Consider the following 20,281-nt stretch of genomic DNA (forward strand, 5'->3'; position numbering starts at 1 on the left):
GCAAAGATGAGTAAGAAAAGAGCTCAACTTAAGAAAAAAGCTAGAATCTTACGTAGAATCAACGCTGCTAAAGCAAAGAAGTAATATAACTGACGCCCAAGGCGTCAGTTTCCTACTTCTTAATTATTCCCCAATCGATTTTTCAGTAGTGAAGTTCACTTTATTTAGCCTTCCTCTATAAAGGCTCATTAAACTCATTTCTTTCATCCAAACATCATCTTGTAGACGCCAAGACCCAGTAATACCAGCAACTTTTTGTGCATTCATAACTGTAGACTCTAATTCGTCTCGACTATTAAATTCACCTAAAGATAGAATATTTGCCGCTAGAGACATACTTTCAAAACCGAGAATTTCAACAACTCCTGGCCTTTGGTCATAACGTCTTTGAAAGCTTGAAACAAAAGCTGAATCTGTTTTTGGTACCTCAGAGTCAACAAATAGTAACTTTCCAAGTTTAGAAGCTTCACGAGAGATACGACGTGAACGCCAATTTGGACCACCAACAAGAGTTACATTGAAAGCATCATAGTAATTAAATGACGGTATCAACTGAAGAGCATCGTTAGGTGCTGCAGGTAAAAGAACCCAGTCAAAGTCAACAATTGGCCCAAGTGTTTGGACACGTCTAATTGTTGTATTCCCCTCAAGCTTATGTACTTCTTTTAGAAGATCATATTCTTCCTGTCTTTCACGAGTAAAGTATAGGCCTAGGATCTTTGCTACAGTGGAGCGATGATCTGTTTGATTGTGATCAAAAGATTGAATACTTACAATTTCAGCTCCTGACTTCTCGGCCATCTTCCACGCTGAATCAACATATGCATAGCCACTTTCTGTATTAGGATAAATAATAGAAACTTTATTTCCATACTTTGATAAATATTTTTCAGAAAAAAGAAGTGAAACTTGAGACTCAACAGAGCCTGGTACCTCTATTAAGAGATGATTCTTTTCATCTTTATTCGTATAGATTTGAGATAATGAAATAAAGAATGCCCCATACTTTCTTGCAGCTTCATACTCTGCTCTTGCTTCATCTTTTAAAAGGCCACCGATAACAATTGAAGAGTTTTCACGCTCAATCATCTCTCTAACTTTCTCTTTACCTACGATTGCACTACCCATGCTATCAAAAATCTTAATTTGTATTGGTTGAAAGTTAGGTTTATTGCTATTTCTTTCGTTATACTTTCTTACTGCGTGATCAATTCCAGCTAATGCCCTTTTACCAAACTTACTCTTATCACCTGTTAAAGGTAGGACAACACCTATTGATTGCATATTGATCTTGCTATACTTCTTTAACATTTCAAATCGAGTTGAAACAAGAGCTAAGATCTCAGGGAACATTCCAAAGTTAGACTGCATCCAACTTCCAACTTCTTGCGCCTTAGTTTTATTTCCTTCATTGATAAGTTGCTCAACTTCTAAATATGATAAATATGCACAAACAAACTCTTTGCCTTCTTTAAAGTCTTGAACAATCTTCACTCTCTGCGATTGATCAACAATAAAGTATTGAGTAACTAATTGTGGATAGAACTTATTATTCTTTAAGTCTTCAACTGTTGTCGCACCTGCATTAAGCCATAAAAGAGAATCTAATGCGACAGTTTGAAAGTCTAGTTCCTTAGATACACGATATCTTAACTTATGAAAGTTTTCGAGATCTCGATTTAAAAGATAACGAGAGTCAGTACCATCAAGTGTTTTAAATGTGTTCTCAAGATCATCTAATTTATAGTAACTACTGGCTAGGTTAAGTCTAATCTGAGCACTTAACTCTCCATCTTCTTGAGAGCTATTAAGGGCCAAATTGAATTGAAAAATAGCTTGTTCAAAGTTGCCGTTTGAATAATTAATGACACCAATTAAGTTATTCTTTGTTGCAAGTTCTGCAGGCTTTAATTTTGCATCTTGGATATTATTTAACTGTTGAAGAGCGACATCTTTTTGCCCTTCCACAAAACTCTTTTTTGCTACATCAAACTTAGCGAGAAATTGTTTTGTATATAAGTGAGAAGTGTCGCGATTAATCATTTGGATTCCGCTACAACTCACAAGAAATGTAATTACAATTAGTGAAATGTATTTAAACATAATAGACCTTTTTTAATTTATTCAGTGTCTATTTTATTGGAAATAGGGATAGATGAAAACAGGAGAAATAAAAAGATAAAAACAATAATGGGAGACTAAAACACTCAGTCTCCCATTCATATAATAAATTAACTAAACAATTCTTTAACTTTATCAATGAAACCATGGCTCATTGGATGACATTGCTTTCCTTCTAGCTTAGCAATTTGTTCCAGAAGCTCTTTATGTTCCTTTGATAACTTTGTTGGTGTTTCAACATGAACAGTTAAAATTGCATCACCTGTACCATAACCACCAAGCTTTTGAATCCCTTTGCCTTTAAGTCTCATCTTCTTACCTGATTGAGTACCAGCAGGCAGGTCAACAACAACCTTTCCATCAAGTGTTGGAACTTCTACTTCAGCACCAAGAGCAGCCTGTGAAAAGCTAATTGGTACAGTATAATGAACGTTAAAACCATCGCGCTTGAAGATTTCATGCTCTTTTACATCTACAACAATGTAAAGATCACCATTTGGGCCCCCCTGAGCACCAGCATCTCCTTCACCAGATAGCTTTAATCTCTGTCCATGATCAATACCTGCAGGGATTGTTACTTCAAGTTCAACTTTTTTCTTCTTGCGTCCTTGACCATGACAAGTACCACAAGGATCTTTAATCATTGTTCCTGAACCATGACATTTAGGACAAGTTGAAGCTACAGTGAAAAAACCTTGCTGACGTCTTACTTCACCAGCTCCATGACACATATCACAACTAGTTGGTTCTGAGCCTTCTTTTGCACCAGAGCCTTTACAAGTTTCACAAGTTGTTTCTTTATTAATTGAAACTGTCTTCTTAGCACCAAATGCCGCTTCTTCAAAAGTTACACCTACGGCCATTTGAAGATCATTACCAGGTACACCCTGACGACGACGTCCTCCACGACGACCTCGGCCTCCGCCCATCATGTCACCAAAAATGTCTCCAAAAATATCACCTAGGTCACCAAAGTCGCCAAATCCACCTTGGAATCCACCACCACCGAATCCACCGGCTTGGCCGTTTACTCCAGCGTGTCCAAACTGATCATATCTTTGGCGCTTACCTTCATCGAGTAGAACTTCTGCTGCCTCTGAAGCTTCTTTGAACTTTGCTTCTGCTTCAGCATTATCGGGATTACGATCGGGATGATATTTCATTGCAAGCTTACGATAAGCTTTCTTTATTTCATTTTTGTCTGCGCTTTTTGAGACACCCAGAATATCGTAATAATCTCTTTTATCACTCATAACTTTTTCTCTTTATTACGAAAAAGGGAGCACACTGCTCCCTTCCTCAATTTTATCTTTTAATTAAACTTCTTTGAAGTCAGCATCGACAACATCGTCATCTTGCTTATCATTTCCAGCGTTAGCTCCAGCATCTGCACCGGCTTCTGGACCAGCTTGCTGTGCACCTGCATCAGCACCTGGTTGTTGGTACATTTGTTGAGCTACTGCATGAGAAGCATTCGTTAGAGCTTCTTGAGCTGCTTTTAACTCATCAAGGTTTTCTGATTGAAGTTTTCCTTTCGCTTCATTGATCGCAGCTTCTAGCTTTGATTTATCGTCGTCAGAAATTTTACCTTCACCGTCCTTAATCATTTTTTCACAGCTTAAAATAAGAGCATCTAAACTATTTCTTGTATCAACAAGTTCACGAGCTTTCTTATCCGCTTCCTTGTTTGCTTCTGCTTCAGCTACCATTCTTTCAACTTCTTCATCTGAAAGACCTGAACCAGCAGTAATCTTAATCTCTTGAGATTTACCAGTTGCTTTATCAACAGCTGAAACATTTACGATACCGTTAGCATCGATGTCAAAAGTAACTTCAATTTGTGGTACACCTCTTGGAGCTGGTGCAATTCCACTTAGATCGAAACGTCCTAGAGACTTATTGTCTTTAGCAAATTCACGTTCACCTTGGCATACGTGAATTGTAACAGCTGGCTGGTTATCAACAGCAGTTGAGAAAGTTTGAGACTTTTTCGTTGGAATAGTCGTGTTCTTCTCAATAAGAGTTGTCATTACACCACCAAGAGTTTCAATCCCTAGTGTAAGAGGTGTTACGTCTAGAAGAAGTACATCTTTAACGTCACCAGCTAGTACACCACCTTGGATTGCAGCACCTGCAGCTACAACTTCATCTGGGTTAACTCCTTTTGAAGCTTCTTTACCAAAGATTTCTTTAACTCTTTCTTGTACCGCTGGAATACGAGTTGAACCACCAACAAGGATTACCTCATCAATTTCATTCTTCTCAAGTCCAGAGTCTTCAAGACAAGTTAAACATGGCTTAGCAAGAGCAGTTAAGTGATCTGCAATTAGTGATTCAAACTTAGCTCTTGAAAGGTTTACATTTAAGTGTTTTGGACCTGAAGCATCTGCAGTAATGAATGGAAGGTTAACATCTGTTGAGTTAACATTCGATAGTTCATGCTTTGCTTTTTCAGCAGCTTCTTTAAGTCTTTGAAGTGCCATTTGGTCTTTTCTTAAGTCAATTCCTTCTTGCTTTTGAAATTCTTCAGCAAGGAAGTTAATGATATTTTCATCAAAGTTCTCACCACCTAAGAAAGTGTCTCCGTTAGTTGCTTTAACTTCGAATACACCATCAGATGTGATTTCAAGAATTGAGATATCAAAAGTACCACCACCAAGGTCAAATACAGCAATATTCTTATCTTGCTTAGAGTCTAATCCATAAGCAAGTGCCGCTGCTGTTGGCTCATTAATAATTCTTTTAACTTCAAGACCTGCAATTTTACCAGCGTCTTTTGTTGCTTGTCTTTGTGAATCGTTAAAGTAAGCAGGAACTGTAATAACTGCTTCTGTAACAGTTTCACCTAAGTAGTCTTCAGCTGCTTTTTTAAGCTTTTGAAGAACTTTTGCTGAAATTTCTTGTGGTGCCATTGCTTTACCGTCAACTTTAACCCAAGCGTCACCATTATCATTTGCGTAAATTTCAAATGGAGCTACATCAGCAAATTGCTTAGCTTCTGGCGTATCAAACTTACGACCGATAAGTCTTTTGATACCGTATAGTGTTTTTGATGGATTTGTTACCGCTTGTCTTTTGGCAACTTGTCCAACAAGAGTTTCACCGTTGTTTGCGAATCCAATTACAGATGGTGTTGTATTATGCCCTTCTGCATTTGGTACAATTTTGTACTTTCCATTCTCAAGAACTGATACACATGAGTTAGTTGTTCCTAAGTCGATTCCAATAATTTTTCCCATTATAATCTCCTTTATATATTAGTTTTTAGCTACTACTACTTTTGCTGCTCTAATCACTCTACCATTTAGTGAGTAACCATTTTGATATGTCTGAATTATTTCTTGATCTTCCTTTCCTTCAGCTGGCATCTGTGCCATAGCTTCATGGAAATGAGGGTCAAATGTTTTTCCATCAGTTTCAATAAGCTCTAATCCATTATTTTTTAGACAATCTAAAAACTGGTTTTTAACCATATCTACACCAGTGAAAATATTTTTAACTTTTTCGTCTTCATCATTTTCAATGGCCTGAAGTGTTCTTTCTAAATTATCAACAACATCAAGAAGGCCTATCATAACTTTTTCAGTTCCAAATTTCATTTGGTCCTGTAGCTGTTTTTCATGGCGTCTTTTTAAGTTTTCCATTTCAGCGGCTACATAATAGAACTTATCTTTAAATTCCATAAGCTCTTTCATCTCTTCAGAGATTTCTTGCTCACCATCTGTAGTTTCTTCCTCAGCAACTTGAGCCTCTTCATTTTCTTTAGCTTCAAGCTCTACTTCTTTTTCATTTTCATCATTAACTTGAGTTTCTGACATCTTTAACTACCTCTTTAAATTTATCTCTAATCATAAGATGGGAGCATATGGCCTAGTGTCAATGGCGAGGATAAATATTTTTTGAGATAAAGACTAAGTATCTAGAATTACTTAGATATTTTAAAGATTTCATCCATTATTGAATCAAGAATGAGAAAGCCGCGGGACGTTAGAGTAAATTTATTCACTCCAACCATGGCCAATCCGTCCTTCTTTAATTTTTGAACGTATTCGCTAAGATCACCCCAGTACTGATCCTTTATAGGAAAGCCGACACTAGAGCGTAAGTTCATATAGAGCTTCTCTATTTGATACTCATCCTCTGATAGTCTTTCTTCAACAACCTGAGCATCCTTGGTTTTCCACTTGTATCGATAACGTGTATTTTGGATAAGGCCTGTAGCTGATGGACCTAGCGCTGCAACAGATCTCATGCGCCAATAATTTAAATTATGCTCAGAGGCTTTCGAGCGCTTTGCAAAGTTTGAAACTTCATAGTGTTCAAAGCCATTGATAGAAAGGAATTGCGCAACTTTTGTATATTCATCACTTATCCACTCATCATCTGGTAGATCTTGAAAATATTTATAATGTTTAGGAACTGTTAATATATACAGGCTAATATGACTTGGATTATACGTTAAGATTTCAGTTAACTCTGAAATGATATCGCGATTGTATTTTTTTGAAAAAGGCAGACCTATCATAAAGTCGACAGAGAAATTATACTGACCTTCTTTAAAAAACTTTAGAGTATTATGCACATCATCCACGTTATGGACTCTATCGATTATTTTTAAAAAATTCGAATCAAGAGACTGAATTCCTAAAGAGTAGCGATTAACTCCAATATTTCGCCAAGCTTCAAGCCCATCTTTAGTCCATGCTCCAGGATTTACCTCGAGGGTAAATTCATTTTTTTCACAGAAAGAAATATTATTCTCTTCCATCCATTTACCTAAGAATTTTGCCCCTTCGATTCCCCATAGACTTGGTGTTCCACCACCAATATAGAGCGTTTCAAGCTTTTTCAAAGTAGCGTTATTGTCTGTTAAAATCTCTTGATGCTTTTTAGACATCTTGGAAAACAAAGACTCAAATTCTTCTAATTGTGCCTCATCTTCCTTTATAGACTTATAAAAGTCACAATAATTGCAAAGATGGCGGCAAAAAGGGAAATGTATATATAGTGACTTTATTTCTTCCATATTAATTTTGTCCTTCACAGACTATAATTAACTGATACCTAAATATAAAAGGCTATGTAAATGAAATATGAAATAGAAAGACTAAAAAATGGTTTAGAAGTAATTTTTGTCGATGTTCCAGGTAATACTAGTGCATCAGTTCAAATTTGGTTCAGGGCCGGATCAACTTTAGAAGATAAGAGTAATTTTGGAATTGCTCACTTTTTAGAGCACATGTTTTTCAAAGGTACAAAGAAGAGACCTGGAGCTAAAATTGCTCACGATGTAGAATCATATGGTGGAGAAATAAATGCATTCACTTCATTTGATTACACTTGTTACTATATAAACTCACCAATAGCCTACTTTAATAATTCAATCGATATTGTAATGGATATGGTTTCCAACCCTATGTTTAAAGAAGAGGACCTAATACCGGAAAGAGAAGTCGTCTTTGAAGAATATCGAAGAAGTCAGGACAATCCTGGACAGTTTTCTTTTCAAAGAATTCAAGAAATGTCTTTTAAGGGGGGGTATGCTCATCCTATTCTAGGAAATGAGAATACGATAAAGAACTTCACTAGAGAACAATTAACAGAGTTTCGAAATAGCCACTATAATAACGCCAATGCTTTTTTAGTTGTTGCCGGTGATTTAAGCGAAAAAGAAAAGTACAAAAAAACGATTGAGTCTTATCACCTACCAGAAGGTTCTTTTTCTGAGCGTCCTTCTTTTAGCTTGCAAAAGAAATCAACAATTGAAATTCATAAAAAAGATGTCAGAATGTGCCAGCTAACAATGGCCATCGAATGCCCTCCAATGAAATCAAATGGAGCCGCTGCTGAAGATCTTGCCTACAATGCTTTAGGCTACGGAGAAACATCTCCACTATATAAAAACCTCGTTCTACGAAATACTCTTGCAAATAACTGCACCTCATCTTCTATGTTCTTTGCTGATGGTGGTATACACTTTTTGAGAATAAACTTTCCAAAAGAAAATTATCAGAAAGTTATGTCAGAATTAGAAAAAACAATTTCAGAAGTTTCAACCGTCGGCCTAAAAGAAAGTGATATTAAAAAAATTAAGAATCAATATGTCGCTGCTAAAATTTATGAAAAAGAATCTCTTGAGTCATATGCGTTCTCTCTAGGAAGTAGTTATGCCGGAGCAAAAGACCTAGATGTTGAACAAGAATTTATCGATAAGATCAGAAAGATTAGCTTAAAAGAAGTTAATAAGAAATATTCTGAAATTTTTGGGCGATCAATACATTTAAGCCTACAGCTTCCAAATGACTTAAAGCCACAAGAGTTTAAACCTAGACTTACTGAATTTAAAAAGAAACTTGCTCAGATCAAGAAGACAGGAAAAGATAATACAATTAAATCTACAAAGTCTAAATATGATCCAGCAACTCAAGTCATTGAAGTTAAGCCAGGGATTAAGCTTTTATATCGTTACAACTCTATAACACCTACGTTTGTAATGCATGCATACCTAAAAGGTGGACTTGTTGATGAGACATTGAAAACAAATGGTCTCTACAGCTTAATGAGTTCGCAATTAACAAAAGGGTATAAAGGCCTATCGTATGAAAAGCTCAAGTTAGACCTTGATAGTCGCTCAACAATGTTCAATAGCTTCTCTGGAAAGAATGCCTACGGAATAACAATGCATGGTCAGATCGAACACTTTTCTGATTTATCGAAGCATTTTTTCAAATCACTTATAACTCCATCTTTTCAATCAAAGAGCTTAAATCATGAGAAAAAGCTAATCCTAAGAACGATTGAGGCCAATAAAGCAGATCCAACAAGGCAATGCTTTACCGAAGCAACTAATATATTATTTAAAGGACATCCTTATTCTCTTTCTACAATTGGAAATGAGAAATCAATAAGATCCATAAAAAAAGATGACCTCATAAAAAAGCATGAAAAAAATCTAAAATCAAAAGAGATGCTTATCACATTCTGTGGAGACTTAAGTGTTGAAGAGGTTTTAGAAAAGGTTGAATTCTATTTTTCTGACTTAAAACCGAGAAAAGAAAAGAAAAAAGAAATTAAAAAAATTGAAAAAATAAAAACTCTTAATAAGCATATCGATTTCGACCGCGAACAAACACAGATATTGATCGCAACACAAACAAAGAAGCTAACGGCAAAAGAAAATGTAGTTTTCAAAATGCTAACAACTCACCTTTCCGGACAATCTTCAGAGCTTTTTGTCGATGTTAGAGATAGAAAAGGTCTATGCTATGTTGCTCAACCAATTCACATGAATGCACTTGAAGCTGGTTACTGGGGAATTTACATGGCAAGTGGACATGACAAGACATTGGAAGCAATTGATGCCATAAATTCGATCTTGGCCAAAATTCAAAGAGAGGGACTATCAAAGTCCAACTTCAATAGAATAAAGAAAATGATTGAGGGTCAAAATCAACTTAATCTTCAAGTTAACGATGACTATGCTAACGTATATTCAGTACCTACTTTACATGGACTTGGATCTGATTACTTTTATAAAGCAAATAAAGAAATCAGTGATTTTAAACACGAGGACTTTCAAAGAATTGTAAAAAAAGTTCTAAGTCAGAACTGGATTACAATTACAGTGGGTAAACCATTAGATAAAGAAATGTCTCCTAAGATACGTCTTTAGCGAAGAGCAAAAACTGCTCTTCGTTTAAATTACAATCACTTTGTAAAAGGCTCATCATATTTGTTAATTCATGAAATTGCTTTGAAAAGTGTTGGAAGAAACCTTTATAATCGTAGAATGATTCTTGATAATTATCGAGCTTTCGATAAGCTGTTCGTCCAATCTCACAATAATAATTGATATCGATGATCTTCTCATTTATTGAATTAGAGAAATATCCACATAAAAACAAAGCTGTATCACCAATATCTCTAAGCTCTCTTCTTTTTTCTGACTCAGAAAGGCCTTCGCTTTTTAACAACTTAATTCCCAAAGTCTTTTCTCGTACCCTGCCATCCTCTTGTTTTTCAAAATACTGATTAGATAAACTAAAACGATCCATAACAAGTGATGAATAATAAATAGATAAATCTGGTAAGGGTTCTTGTCGCTTCTGATTTATTCGATGCAGCTCATCAAAGAAGTAAGCTTGAAGCGAGGCCTCTAGGCAAATACTTGAGTTACTCTTCTTCATATTCTCCTCCATCTTCTTAATTATATCGCAATAACTTAACGCTGCACAACAACCCAACAATTTCTTCCTTTTGTGGTATAAATTCAACTATGAATAGAGAACTTTGTGATTTCCTACACTTAGAAGATAGTGATATCGACTTATTAGATACTTACACCAAAGAAAAGAAATATATCTTCTTTGATATGGACGGAACTATCTTAAATAGTGAGCCTCTTCACTACCAAGTTGTACAAAAATTATGTGGTAACAACGAAATTCCTTCCATGGAAGAAACCTTTGGCATGTCAGATGAAGAGGTTTATCCACTTATACAAAATGCCCTTGGGCTTGCTAGCCTTGAGGAATTCTTAGAGTTAAAGAACTCAGCATTAATAGGGCTTATTGGCCAGTCTGATCCAAATAATATAAGACATAGAAACATTAGAAAGCTTCTAGAAAGCCTTACTTCAAAAGGTCTAAAACTTGCACTTGTAACTGCAAGCCAATATGAAGTAACTCATCCTTTACTAGAGCATTGTGAATTAAAGAAGTATTTTGAAATTATAATAACAGAACGTGAAGTTGAAAAAGGGAAACCAAACCCTGAGCCATATTTACAGGCACAAAATCATTTCAACGCTAAAAGTGAAGAGTGCCTGATTTTTGAAGATTCACCAACAGGTATACGAGCAGCACAAAGCTCAGGAATTGATTACATTGTTGTTAAATGGTTTGAAGGAGAATAAATGAGCAATAGTATTGATGCTTGGAAAGAACTAGCTGACAAAGAAACAAAAGGTAAAGGCCCTAAAGTTACTCAAACACCTGAAGGTATTGAGATGAAGGCCCTATATACAAAAGAAGATCTTGCAGATAATGAATTAACAAATACAATGCCAGGTATGGCCCCATTTATTCGTGGGCCAAGAGCAACAATGTATACAGGACGTCCTTGGACGATTCGTCAGTATGCAGGTTTTTCAACAGCTAAAGAATCAAATGACTTTTACAAGAAAGCATTAGCAGCAGGAGGGCAAGGTGTTTCTGTTGCTTTCGATCTTGCAACTCACAGAGGTTATGACTCGGATCACCCAAGAGTTAAAGGAGATGTTGGTAAAGCAGGTGTTGCGATTGACACTGTTGAGGATATGAAAGTTTTATTTGATGGGATTCCATTAGATAAAGTATCTGTTTCAATGACAATGAATGGTGCCGTACTTCCAGTACTAGCAGGTTATATTGTTGCAGCCAAAGAGCAAGGTGTTTCTCTTGATAAGCTTTCAGGAACAATTCAAAACGATATTCTAAAAGAGTTCATGGTAAGAAATACTTATATCTTCCCTCCTGCTCCTTCGATGAAAATCATTGCAGATATCTTTGAATATACTTCTCAAAATATGCCAAAGTTTAATTCCATTTCGATTTCTGGTTACCATATTCAAGAAGCTGGTGCTGATGCAGCACTTGAACTTGCATATACTCTAGCAGACGGAAAAGAATATATTAACACGGCCATAAAAGCAGGGATGGAAATTGATTCATTTGCACCACGACTTTCATTCTTCTTTGGTATTGGGATGAACTTCTATATGGAAATTGCGAAGCTTCGTGCAGCAAGACTTCTATGGTCGGAGATTGTTTCAGAGTACAACCCAAAAAATATTAAATCGAAAATGTTACGTACACACTGCCAAACATCTGGCTGGTCACTAACAGAACAAGATCCATATAATAACGTTATCAGAACAACGATTGAAGCAATGGCCGCAGTCTTTGGAGGAACACAATCACTTCACACAAATTCATTTGATGAAGCAATTGCACTGCCAACGGAATTCTCTGCACGAATCGCCAGAAACACTCAAATCATTCTTCAAGAGGAAACAGGAATTACAAATACTGTTGATCCTTGGGGTGGTTCATACATGATGGAAAGCCTAACACAAGAAATCGCAGACAAGGCCCGTTCACTGATCAAAGAAATCGATGATGCAGGAGGAATGGCCAAGGCGATCGAAACTGGTCTTCCAAAATTAAAGATTGAAGAAGCAGCAGCTCTCAAACAAGCAAAGATCGATCGCGGAGAAGATGTTATCGTTGGTGTTAATAAGTATAAGCCAACAACTGAAGATGAGTTTGAAGTCTTAGAAATTGATAATGTACAAGTTCTCAATGAGCAAATTAAGAGGCTTGAAGAAATCCGCGAAGCAAGAGATGAGGCAAAAGTTAGTGAGTGCATGGCCAAACTTGAATATTATGCAAAAACAGGTAATGGAAACGGACTTGAACTAGCAGTCGAAGCAATGGAAGCCCGTTGTAGTGTCGGAGAAATTACTTACGCTCTTGAAAAAGAGTGGGGACGCTATAACGCTAATACTAAAACAGTATCAGGTGTCTATGGACAATCATTTGAAAGTGATGAGGAATGGATGAATCTAAAAAACGAAATCGACCAATTTGAAAAAGATTATGGGCGCCGTCCAAGAATTCTAATTGCAAAGATGGGACAAGATGGACACGACAGAGGAGCAAAAGTTGTCGCTACAGCTTATGCCGACGTTGGCTTTGATGTTGATCTTTCTCCTCTTTTCTCAACACCTGAAGAAGTTGCAAAACAAGCAGTTGAGAACGATGTCCACGTAATTGGAGCATCGTCACTAGCAGCAGGTCATAAAACATTAATCCCAGACCTTATTGAAGAACTTAAAAAGCTTGATGCAGAAGATATACTTGTTGTTGCGGGTGGAGTAATTCCAAGAAAGGACTACGACTTTTTATATGAAGCAGGAGTCAAAGGAATCTATGGACCTGGTACAACAATTTCTGATGCCGCAAAAGACTTAATTTCAAAAATTAAAGAGGCTCAAAAGTAATGCAGATTGATCTTGAGAAATTGAAAACAGGAAATATTCGATCTCTTTCAAAATTTATAACTTTAATAGAAAGTAAAAAACCTGAGCATCAAAAAAATGCACAGAAGCTTCTTAATGAAATTCTTCCTTTAACTGGTAAGGCAATTCGTATTGGAATATCTGGTACTCCAGGTGTTGGAAAATCGACTTTCATTGAAGCTCTTGGCCTACACTTAATATCAAAGGGGCTTAAGGTTGCTGTACTCGCAATTGACCCAAGCTCCCCTTTAAGCGGAGGAAGTTTACTTGGTGACAAAACAAGAATGGAAAAGCTTGCTCAGGAAAAGAATGCATTCATTAGACCGACACCCTCTTCAGGAAACCTCGGTGGTGTTGCTCTAAAAACAAGAGAAGTAATGCTAGCATGTGAAGCTGCGGGCTATGATGTAATTCTCATTGAAACTGTTGGTGTTGGACAATCAGAATACGATGTAGCAAATATTGTCGATCTTTTCTCAGTACTACTTCTTCCAGGAGGAGGAGACGAACTCCAAGGAATAAAGAAAGGAATAATTGAGTTATGTGACAATATTATTATCAACAAAGCAGATGGAGATAATAAGCAGAAAGCGCACGATACAATGGTTCAATACAAATCAGCACTTGGTGTCATTAAAACAGATCAAAAAATTGGTGCCAACGTTCTCATGTCTTCAGCCTTAAATAATGAAGGAATTAAAGAGTATTGGAGCTTAATTGATAAGACATATAAAGAGAATAAGGAAAAGATTACTCAAAAGAGAAAAAGACAAAATCAAGCCTGGTTAAACAAACTTTTCCACGAACTAATTGAAAATAAAGTAAAAGAAAATCCAAAACTTCAAGAAGAATGGAATCAGCTTAACAACAACATACTCAACGAAGTCGAAACGCCTTTGAGCGCAGCAGAAAAACTAATTAACACTCTATTTGAAAAATAAAAAAGCCTTCATTAAGAAGGCTTTATTTATAGTAGTCCAGCACCCTGCCTTATTATATCAGGGCCACCTTCTGTAAAATTAACAATAGTTGATTGTCCGGCGAAGCTTAATTCACCTGGATCAACAATCATTGAAACGACTCCACCCAACTCTTCTTCGATCATATACGAATAAACTTCATCATATGATGTTACTGAGCTAGAAAACTTTTTAAGATCAACATTTGTCGATAAAACAGGCTCCCCGTGAACCTCAAGTAAACGTGTAACTAAAGTAGAGGGAACAAATCTTATACCAACCTCATGATCTGTTTTATTTGCAGCAACAGCTTTCGTAATCTTCTTACTGGCACCAAAAATAAAAGTAAAATGTCCTGGTATAAGTCGTTTAATAAAACGAAAGATATTATCTTCAATTATTGCAACTTCAGAGGCCATTGAGATGGAATCACAAAGTAATGAAAATGCTTTAAGCTTAGGAGCATTTTTATACTTATAAATCTTCTCCACACCCTTCTTGTTAAAAGGAGATGCAATAACAACCCAATTTGTATCAGTTGGTATACAGACTAGCTCTCCATTATTTAGAGCATCTGATACTTTCTTTAAAACACGGTCATCTGGATTTGATGCGATTACATATTCAATCAAAATTACCTCAAAAACTTTAGGAACTCGTTATCATTAGAAATAATTAATTTAGTATTTCCATCGATTGATTTCTTATAAGCCTCTAGCGTTCTAATAAACTCAAAAAAGTCAGGATCTTGCTTAAATGCTCTTGCGTAAACAGCACTTGCCTTAGCTTCTGCACGACCTTTAATCAGCTGAGCTTTTCGATAACCTTCTGACTGTATAGTTTGAAGATCTCGTACTAAACGACCTTCAATCTTTGCTTTTTCACCAGAACCAATAGATCTAATTTTTGAAGCAATTCTTTGACGTTCAGAAATCATTCTTTCGTAAACCTTTTTCTCAACAGATTCCTCGTAAGAAATTCGTCTAAGCTGTACATCAATTAATGAGATACCAAATTGTTCTAATTCACCTTCGGCTTTTTCAACAATTAATTGAGATAACTTTTCTCTACCAACTGCTACATTTTCAATGTCACCAGTTATTTCTTCTTCAATTTCGTTAACATTTTGTTTAGCTGATTCTAACTTCTCAATGATTGCATTTGAGTTTCTAACCGCTTCAACAAGTTGATGAGATGAAATCACATTACGTGTAGCCGAATCCAAAATCGTATCAAGTCTCTGCTTTGCCCCCTCAGTATTTCGTACTGTTTGGATAAACTTAAGAGCATTCATAATTCTAAATCGAGCTGTTGTATCTACTTTAATGAATTTCTTATCTTTTGTAGGTATTTGATTTGGAAACCCATCCCAACTCAAAATTCTTTTATCTACAAATCGTACATCTTGAATGAAAGGCTTTTTAAAATGAAGTCCAGCTTCAGTAATAGGTTCTCCAACAGGCTTCCCAAATTCTGTAATTATGGCCTGACGACCTTCATTAATAACAAAAATAGACTGCTTCCCTAAAACTAAACCAATAAATACAATTACAACTAAAGGAATTAATTTATTCATTACTTCCCTCCTTTATCAAATACAGGAAGTAGCCCTTTAACCTTAGGATCGATGATTGTTAGGTTTTTATAATTCTTATATAAACCTTCCATCGCTTCAATATAAAGACGCTTCTTAGTAATACGAGGCGCACGCTTATATTCTTTTAATACTTCCTTAAATTTTGCAACATCACCCTCTGCACGGTTTACTAATGCAGCAGCATAACCTTCTGCTTCAGAAACGATTTTCTCGGCCTTTCCTCGAGCTTCAGGAATAACTTTATTATAAGCACCTTCTGCTTGATTAATTGCTTTCTCTTGCTCTTGCTTAGCTTCGTTTACTTCATTGAATGATGCCTTTACAACCTGTGGAGGATTAACATCTTGAAGTTTAACAGAGATAATCGTTACCCCCATGTCATACTTATCAATTACTTCTTGCATAAGTACTTTGGCATCTGCTTCAATTTCGACCTTTCCTACAGTAAGAACATCAGTAACTGAGCGATCACCAACAACACGTCTCATAATTGACTCAGAGATATCTCGAATATTTCTAACTGGCTCACTTGTTTGAAAAATAAATTTGAATGGATCACGGACTTGGTATTGAACCGCCCATTCTACTGAAGCAACATTTAAGTCCCCAGTTAGCATTAGTGATTCACTATCAAGATTACGACTCGAATAAGAAGTTCTTCTTGATCTTGTACTCTTTGTTCTAAAACCAAACTCTTCTTGAAGAACAGTTTTAACCTTAACTTTGATTACATTATCGATACCAAATGGGATCTTAAAATGTAGACCAGGTGGATTTGTATCGACGTACTTACCTAAACGAATTACTACGGCCTCCTCATCCGGCTCAACTGTGTAAAACGATGTGTATCCGAAAACAAATAAAACAACAAAAATAAAAAAAGGCCCAAGTAACTTGAGCCCTTTATCTAAATCTTGTTTCATTTTTTCGAAGTCATTTCTTGGTGCTTGTCCATTATTAAAAGACATTTACTCTCCTTATGCTTCTACTTCTAACATGAGAACGTTTTCTTCTAAGGCGTCCCCTTCCTTAACGTGGATGGCCTTAACTGTACCATCAATCCCCGTTTTAATTTCATTTTCCATTTTCATGGCCTCAAGAATTAAAAGTGTATCACCCTTTTTAACTTCTTGACCAACTTCCACATTGATTTTTACAATCTTACCTGGCATTTTTGTTAAGAACTCACCTGCGTCGGCTCCACCAAGTCCAGAAGGCTTATACCCTCTAAATAGTGAATAAACACGGTCAACATTTACAACTCGAGATGGAAGATCTTGACGTGGAATCTTCTTCCAAGTTCTTTGATCTCTAGAGATGAAATACTGACCACAGATTTTCTTTAGCCACATTGTTTCATGTAAACTTCTCTCGCCATCTTTCAGAGTTGAGAAGTCAAATTCAACAAGGTTGTACTCATGAACTTTAGTTCTTGTTAAATCAACAATTACTTCTTCATTATCATTAATTAAATATGTTCTCATATTAAATACCCATCCTACGTGCTTCAGAGCCTGCAATGATCGTATATAGCTTTATATGATCAAGGTCTGTCTTCACGTTGTTCTGAGGTGCAACTTCACCAATGTAAGCTGTTGAATAATGTCCATCAACAAAGTTCTTCTCTGTCATAATTTCTTTTAACAGTGGAAGATTTGTTTTAAGACCTTCGATGAATAGTCCATCTAGGGCTGCATTCATTTTTCTTACAGCAACGTCACGAACGATTCCTTTACAAACAAGCTTTCCTACCATTGGATCGAAATCTGGAGTAACTTCTAATCCTTTGTATAGGCAGTGATCAAAACGTGTTCCTTGTGGGAAATTTGTTTCAAAACCTGTTACAAGACCTGGAGCTGGAAGCATTGTAATTGGATCTTCTGCACAGATACGACATTCAATCGCGTGTCCTGATCTTCTGATGAATTCTTGTGAAGGGATTCCCAACTCATCACCAAATGCAGCTTGAATCATACAAACAATAAGATCCATTCCAGTAATTTCTTCAGTGATTGGGTGTTCAACTTGGATACGTGTATTCATCTCAAGGAAGTAAAATTGCTTATCTTCACCCATGATGAACTCAACTGTACCTGCCGAATCATATTCAACGGCCTTTGCAAGCTTAACAGCTGTTTCGCAAACACGTTGACGAAGCTCCTCATCACTTCCAATAAATGGCGATGGTGCTTCTTCAATAATCTTTTGGTGTCTTCTTTGAACTGAACATTCTCTTTCAAAGAAATGGAATGTATTACCTTTCTTATCTGCAAGAATTTGAACTTCGATGTGGCGAGGATTAACAATAAGCTTCTCTACAAGTAGATCACCATTGTTAAAAGCCGCTGCGGCCTCTCTACCAACAGCATCAAATTGCTCACGTACTTCAGCTTCATTATTACATGCACGCATACCACGTCCACCACCACCAGCAACTGCTTTAAGTAGAACAGGATATCCAATTTTATCTGCGATTTGGACTGCTTCATCAACAGTAGGTACAGCATGATCTGTACCTGGAACAGTAGGAACACCTGCTTCATTTGCTAGCTTCTTAGACGTCGCCTTATCACCCATTACTCTAATGGCCTCAACATGTGGACCGATAAAAGTGATCCCCGCTTCAGAAAGTGCATTTGCAAAATCTCTATTCTCTGAAAGGAAACCATATCCTGGGTGAACACCATCTGCTTTAATCTCTTTAGCTAAAGCAACTAGTTTTTCAACATTTAGGTATGTCTCTGCATTTGTATTACCTTCAAGGTAAACCCATTCATCACAAAACTGAAGATGTGTCCCTTGAGGCTCATTATCTGTAAAAATACCAATTGCTGTGTGACCGAGCTCACGACAAGCCTTAGCTACACGAGAAGCGATCTCTCCACGGTTTGCAATTAATACTCTTCTTTCCATATTCTTTGGCTGTCTGATCATCATAATTGAATATTCCCGTGTTTACGTTTTGGTCTATCAACTTTTTTGTCTTTAAGTACTTTTAGATATTCATAAAGACGCTTTCTTGTTTCTTCTGGAAGAATAACAGAGTCAATATAACCTCTTTCAGCTGCTACATATGGATTAGCAAAGTTATTTTCATAATTTGCAACTAGCTCTGCTTTTTTCTTTTCATATTCTTCACCTTCAAGACCTTTTAATTCATTCCTAAAGACGATATTTACTGCACCTTCTGCACCCATAACGGCAATTTCACCAGTTGGGTAAGCAAGGTTAACATCTGCTCTAATGTGCTTTGATGCCATAACATCATACGCTCCACCATAAGACTTTCTTGTAATTAGAGTAATTAATGGAACAGTCGCTTCTGCGTATGCATAAAGAAGTTTAGAACCGTGCTTAATAATCCCACCATACTCTTGAACTGTTCCTGGTAAGAAACCTGGAACATCGACAAGTGAAACGATTGGAATATCAAATGAGTCACAGAATCTAATAAAACGAGCTGCTTTACATGATGAATCTATATCAAGAACACCAGCTAAAACTTCTGGTTGGTTAGCAACAATACCAATTTTAATACCACCAATTGATGCGAAACCAACAACGATATTTCTTGCGTAGTCTTTATGTACTTCTAAGAAGTGCCCATCATCAACAATATCAAGAATAACTTCTTTCATGTCATACGGCTTCTTAGGATTACCAGGAACAACTTCCTTAAGCTTTGTATTATCTCTATAAACTGGATCCGAAGTATACTTGTCTTCTTGTGCTCTGAAGTTTGAAGCCGGTAAGTAACTCATTAGTTCTCTTACTCTTTCAAAAGTCTCATCTTCGTCCTTACACTTGAACTGACATACACCAGACTTCTCAGAGTGAGCAGTAGCTCCACCAAGGTCTTCTTTTGTTACTTCTTCGTGAGTTACAGTCTTGATAACATCTGGACCTGTAACGAACATATATGATGACTGATCTACCATGAAGATAAAGTCAGTTACTGCAGGTGAATAAACTGCACCACCAGCTGAAGGCCCCATAATTAAAGATATTTGAGGAATAACACCTGAAGCTTTTACGTTTCTATAGAAGATTTCGGCATATCCACCAAGAGCATCAACACCCTCTTGAATACGTGCTCCACCTGAGTCCTGAATACCGATTACAGGAATTCTATTATCAAGTGCGAAGTCCATTATCTTACAGATCTTCTTTGCGTGAGCTTCACCAAGTGCACCACCCCAACAAGTAAAATCTTGAGAATAAACAGCGATCTTTTGACCATTAATTTCTGCAATACCTGTTACGACACCATCACCAAGAAACTTCTTCTTTTCCATTCCAAAGTTTACACATCGATGTGTAACAAATTTATCAAACTCGATAAATGTACCTGGATCAACTAATCTTTCGATTCTCTCTCTTGCTGTGTACTTACCTTGGTCATGTTGCTTAGCAATTCTAGCTTCACCACCACCTTGCTCGGCTTCAGCTCTCTTGTTAAGGAGAAAGGCCCTTTTTTCTTCTAATATATTTTCACTGGTTGTCGACATAAACCCTCCACCAACTTCTTTCAAAATTTCATGTTTA

16 protein-coding genes are annotated in these 20,281 nt (G+C 36.5%); 4 read left to right on the plus strand and 12 right to left on the minus strand.

What is annotated here, in order from left to right:
• Positions 1-123 precede the first annotated feature (123 nt).
• From BALOs_RS14175 to BALOs_RS14195, 5 genes are all read right to left on the minus strand, one after another.
• Complete coding sequence (locus BALOs_RS14175; RefSeq protein ID WP_114705834.1) at positions 124-2,103, minus strand: penicillin-binding protein activator; 1,980 nt, start codon at positions 2,101-2,103, stop codon at positions 124-126.
• Positions 2,104-2,231: 128 nt separating this feature from the next.
• On the minus strand, positions 2,232-3,374 hold the full coding sequence (gene dnaJ / locus BALOs_RS14180) for a molecular chaperone DnaJ (protein ID WP_114705835.1): 1,143 nt from the start codon (positions 3,372-3,374) through the stop codon (positions 2,232-2,234).
• A 63-nt stretch (positions 3,375-3,437) separates the two neighbouring features.
• A complete protein-coding gene (dnaK, locus tag BALOs_RS14185; protein WP_114705836.1) occupies positions 3,438-5,360 on the minus strand; it encodes a molecular chaperone DnaK in 1,923 nt (640 codons plus the stop codon).
• Between the two features lie 18 nt (positions 5,361-5,378).
• Positions 5,379-5,939 (minus strand): nucleotide exchange factor GrpE, encoded by a 561-nt coding sequence (gene grpE / locus BALOs_RS14190; RefSeq protein WP_114705837.1) that lies wholly within the window; start codon positions 5,937-5,939, stop codon positions 5,379-5,381.
• Between the two features lie 107 nt (positions 5,940-6,046).
• Positions 6,047-7,147, minus strand: a complete 1,101-nt coding sequence (locus BALOs_RS14195) for a coproporphyrinogen-III oxidase family protein (protein WP_120405568.1) — start codon at positions 7,145-7,147, stop codon at positions 6,047-6,049.
• 60 nt (positions 7,148-7,207) lie between these two features.
• On the opposite strand from BALOs_RS14195, the gene BALOs_RS14200 reads away from it, so the two are divergent.
• Positions 7,208-9,793, plus strand: coding sequence for a pitrilysin family protein (locus BALOs_RS14200; protein ID WP_120405569.1), 2,586 nt, complete (start codon positions 7,208-7,210; stop codon positions 9,791-9,793).
• Here the strand turns inward: BALOs_RS14200 and BALOs_RS14205 are convergent.
• Positions 9,777-10,307: a hypothetical protein gene (locus BALOs_RS14205; protein WP_120405570.1), complete on the minus strand. Its 531-nt coding sequence runs from the start codon at positions 10,305-10,307 to the stop codon at positions 9,777-9,779. The two genes, BALOs_RS14200 and BALOs_RS14205, sit on opposite strands and share 17 nt — an antisense overlap.
• An 89-nt stretch (positions 10,308-10,396) precedes the next feature.
• On the opposite strand from BALOs_RS14205, the gene BALOs_RS14210 reads away from it, so the two are divergent.
• From BALOs_RS14210 to meaB, 3 genes are read left to right on the plus strand one after another with little or no spacing between them, the layout of a single operon-like run.
• Complete coding sequence (locus BALOs_RS14210; protein WP_120405571.1) at positions 10,397-11,035, plus strand: HAD family phosphatase; 639 nt, start codon at positions 10,397-10,399, stop codon at positions 11,033-11,035.
• Entirely contained in the window at positions 11,036-13,162 is a 2,127-nt protein-coding gene (scpA, locus tag BALOs_RS14215; RefSeq protein WP_120405572.1) for a methylmalonyl-CoA mutase, read from the plus strand.
• The gene (gene meaB / locus BALOs_RS14220; protein WP_120405573.1) at positions 13,162-14,121 is read left to right on the plus strand and encodes a methylmalonyl Co-A mutase-associated GTPase MeaB; all 960 of its coding nucleotides are present in this window, start codon (positions 13,162-13,164) and stop codon (positions 14,119-14,121) included. The genes scpA and meaB overlap by 1 nt, the downstream gene beginning before the upstream one ends.
• A 26-nt stretch (positions 14,122-14,147) precedes the next feature.
• Here meaB and BALOs_RS14225 read toward each other — a convergent pair whose 3' ends face one another.
• From BALOs_RS14225 to BALOs_RS14250, 6 genes are read right to left on the minus strand one after another with little or no spacing between them, the layout of a single operon-like run.
• Positions 14,148-14,771 carry an L-threonylcarbamoyladenylate synthase gene (locus tag BALOs_RS14225; RefSeq protein ID WP_158536776.1) on the minus strand — a complete coding sequence of 208 codons (624 nt, stop codon included), beginning with the start codon at positions 14,769-14,771 and terminating at the stop codon, positions 14,148-14,150.
• A 2-nt stretch (positions 14,772-14,773) separates the two neighbouring features.
• Positions 14,774-15,715: a protease modulator HflC gene (hflC, locus tag BALOs_RS14230; RefSeq protein ID WP_114705845.1), complete on the minus strand. Its 942-nt coding sequence runs from the start codon at positions 15,713-15,715 to the stop codon at positions 14,774-14,776.
• Positions 15,715-16,704: an FtsH protease activity modulator HflK gene (gene hflK, locus BALOs_RS14235; RefSeq protein WP_114705846.1), complete on the minus strand. Its 990-nt coding sequence runs from the start codon at positions 16,702-16,704 to the stop codon at positions 15,715-15,717. The genes hflC and hflK overlap by 1 nt, the downstream gene beginning before the upstream one ends.
• A gap of 9 nt (positions 16,705-16,713) precedes the next feature.
• The gene (locus BALOs_RS14240) at positions 16,714-17,220 is read right to left on the minus strand and encodes an acetyl-CoA carboxylase biotin carboxyl carrier protein subunit (RefSeq protein WP_199506606.1); all 507 of its coding nucleotides are present in this window, start codon (positions 17,218-17,220) and stop codon (positions 16,714-16,716) included.
• A gap of 1 nt (position 17,221) precedes the next feature.
• A complete protein-coding gene (locus BALOs_RS14245; protein WP_114705847.1) occupies positions 17,222-18,673 on the minus strand; it encodes an acetyl/propionyl/methylcrotonyl-CoA carboxylase subunit alpha in 1,452 nt (483 codons plus the stop codon).
• Positions 18,670-20,244, minus strand: a complete 1,575-nt coding sequence (locus tag BALOs_RS14250; RefSeq protein WP_114705848.1) for an acyl-CoA carboxylase subunit beta — start codon at positions 20,242-20,244, stop codon at positions 18,670-18,672. Before BALOs_RS14250 ends, BALOs_RS14245 begins: the two co-directional genes overlap by 4 nt.
• Between the last annotated feature and the right edge of the window lie 37 nt (positions 20,245-20,281).

It is taken from the genome of Halobacteriovorax sp. BALOs_7, assembly GCF_003612895.1.
Taxonomy (GTDB): Bacteria; Bdellovibrionota; Bacteriovoracia; order Bacteriovoracales; family Bacteriovoracaceae; genus Halobacteriovorax_A; species Halobacteriovorax_A vibrionivorans.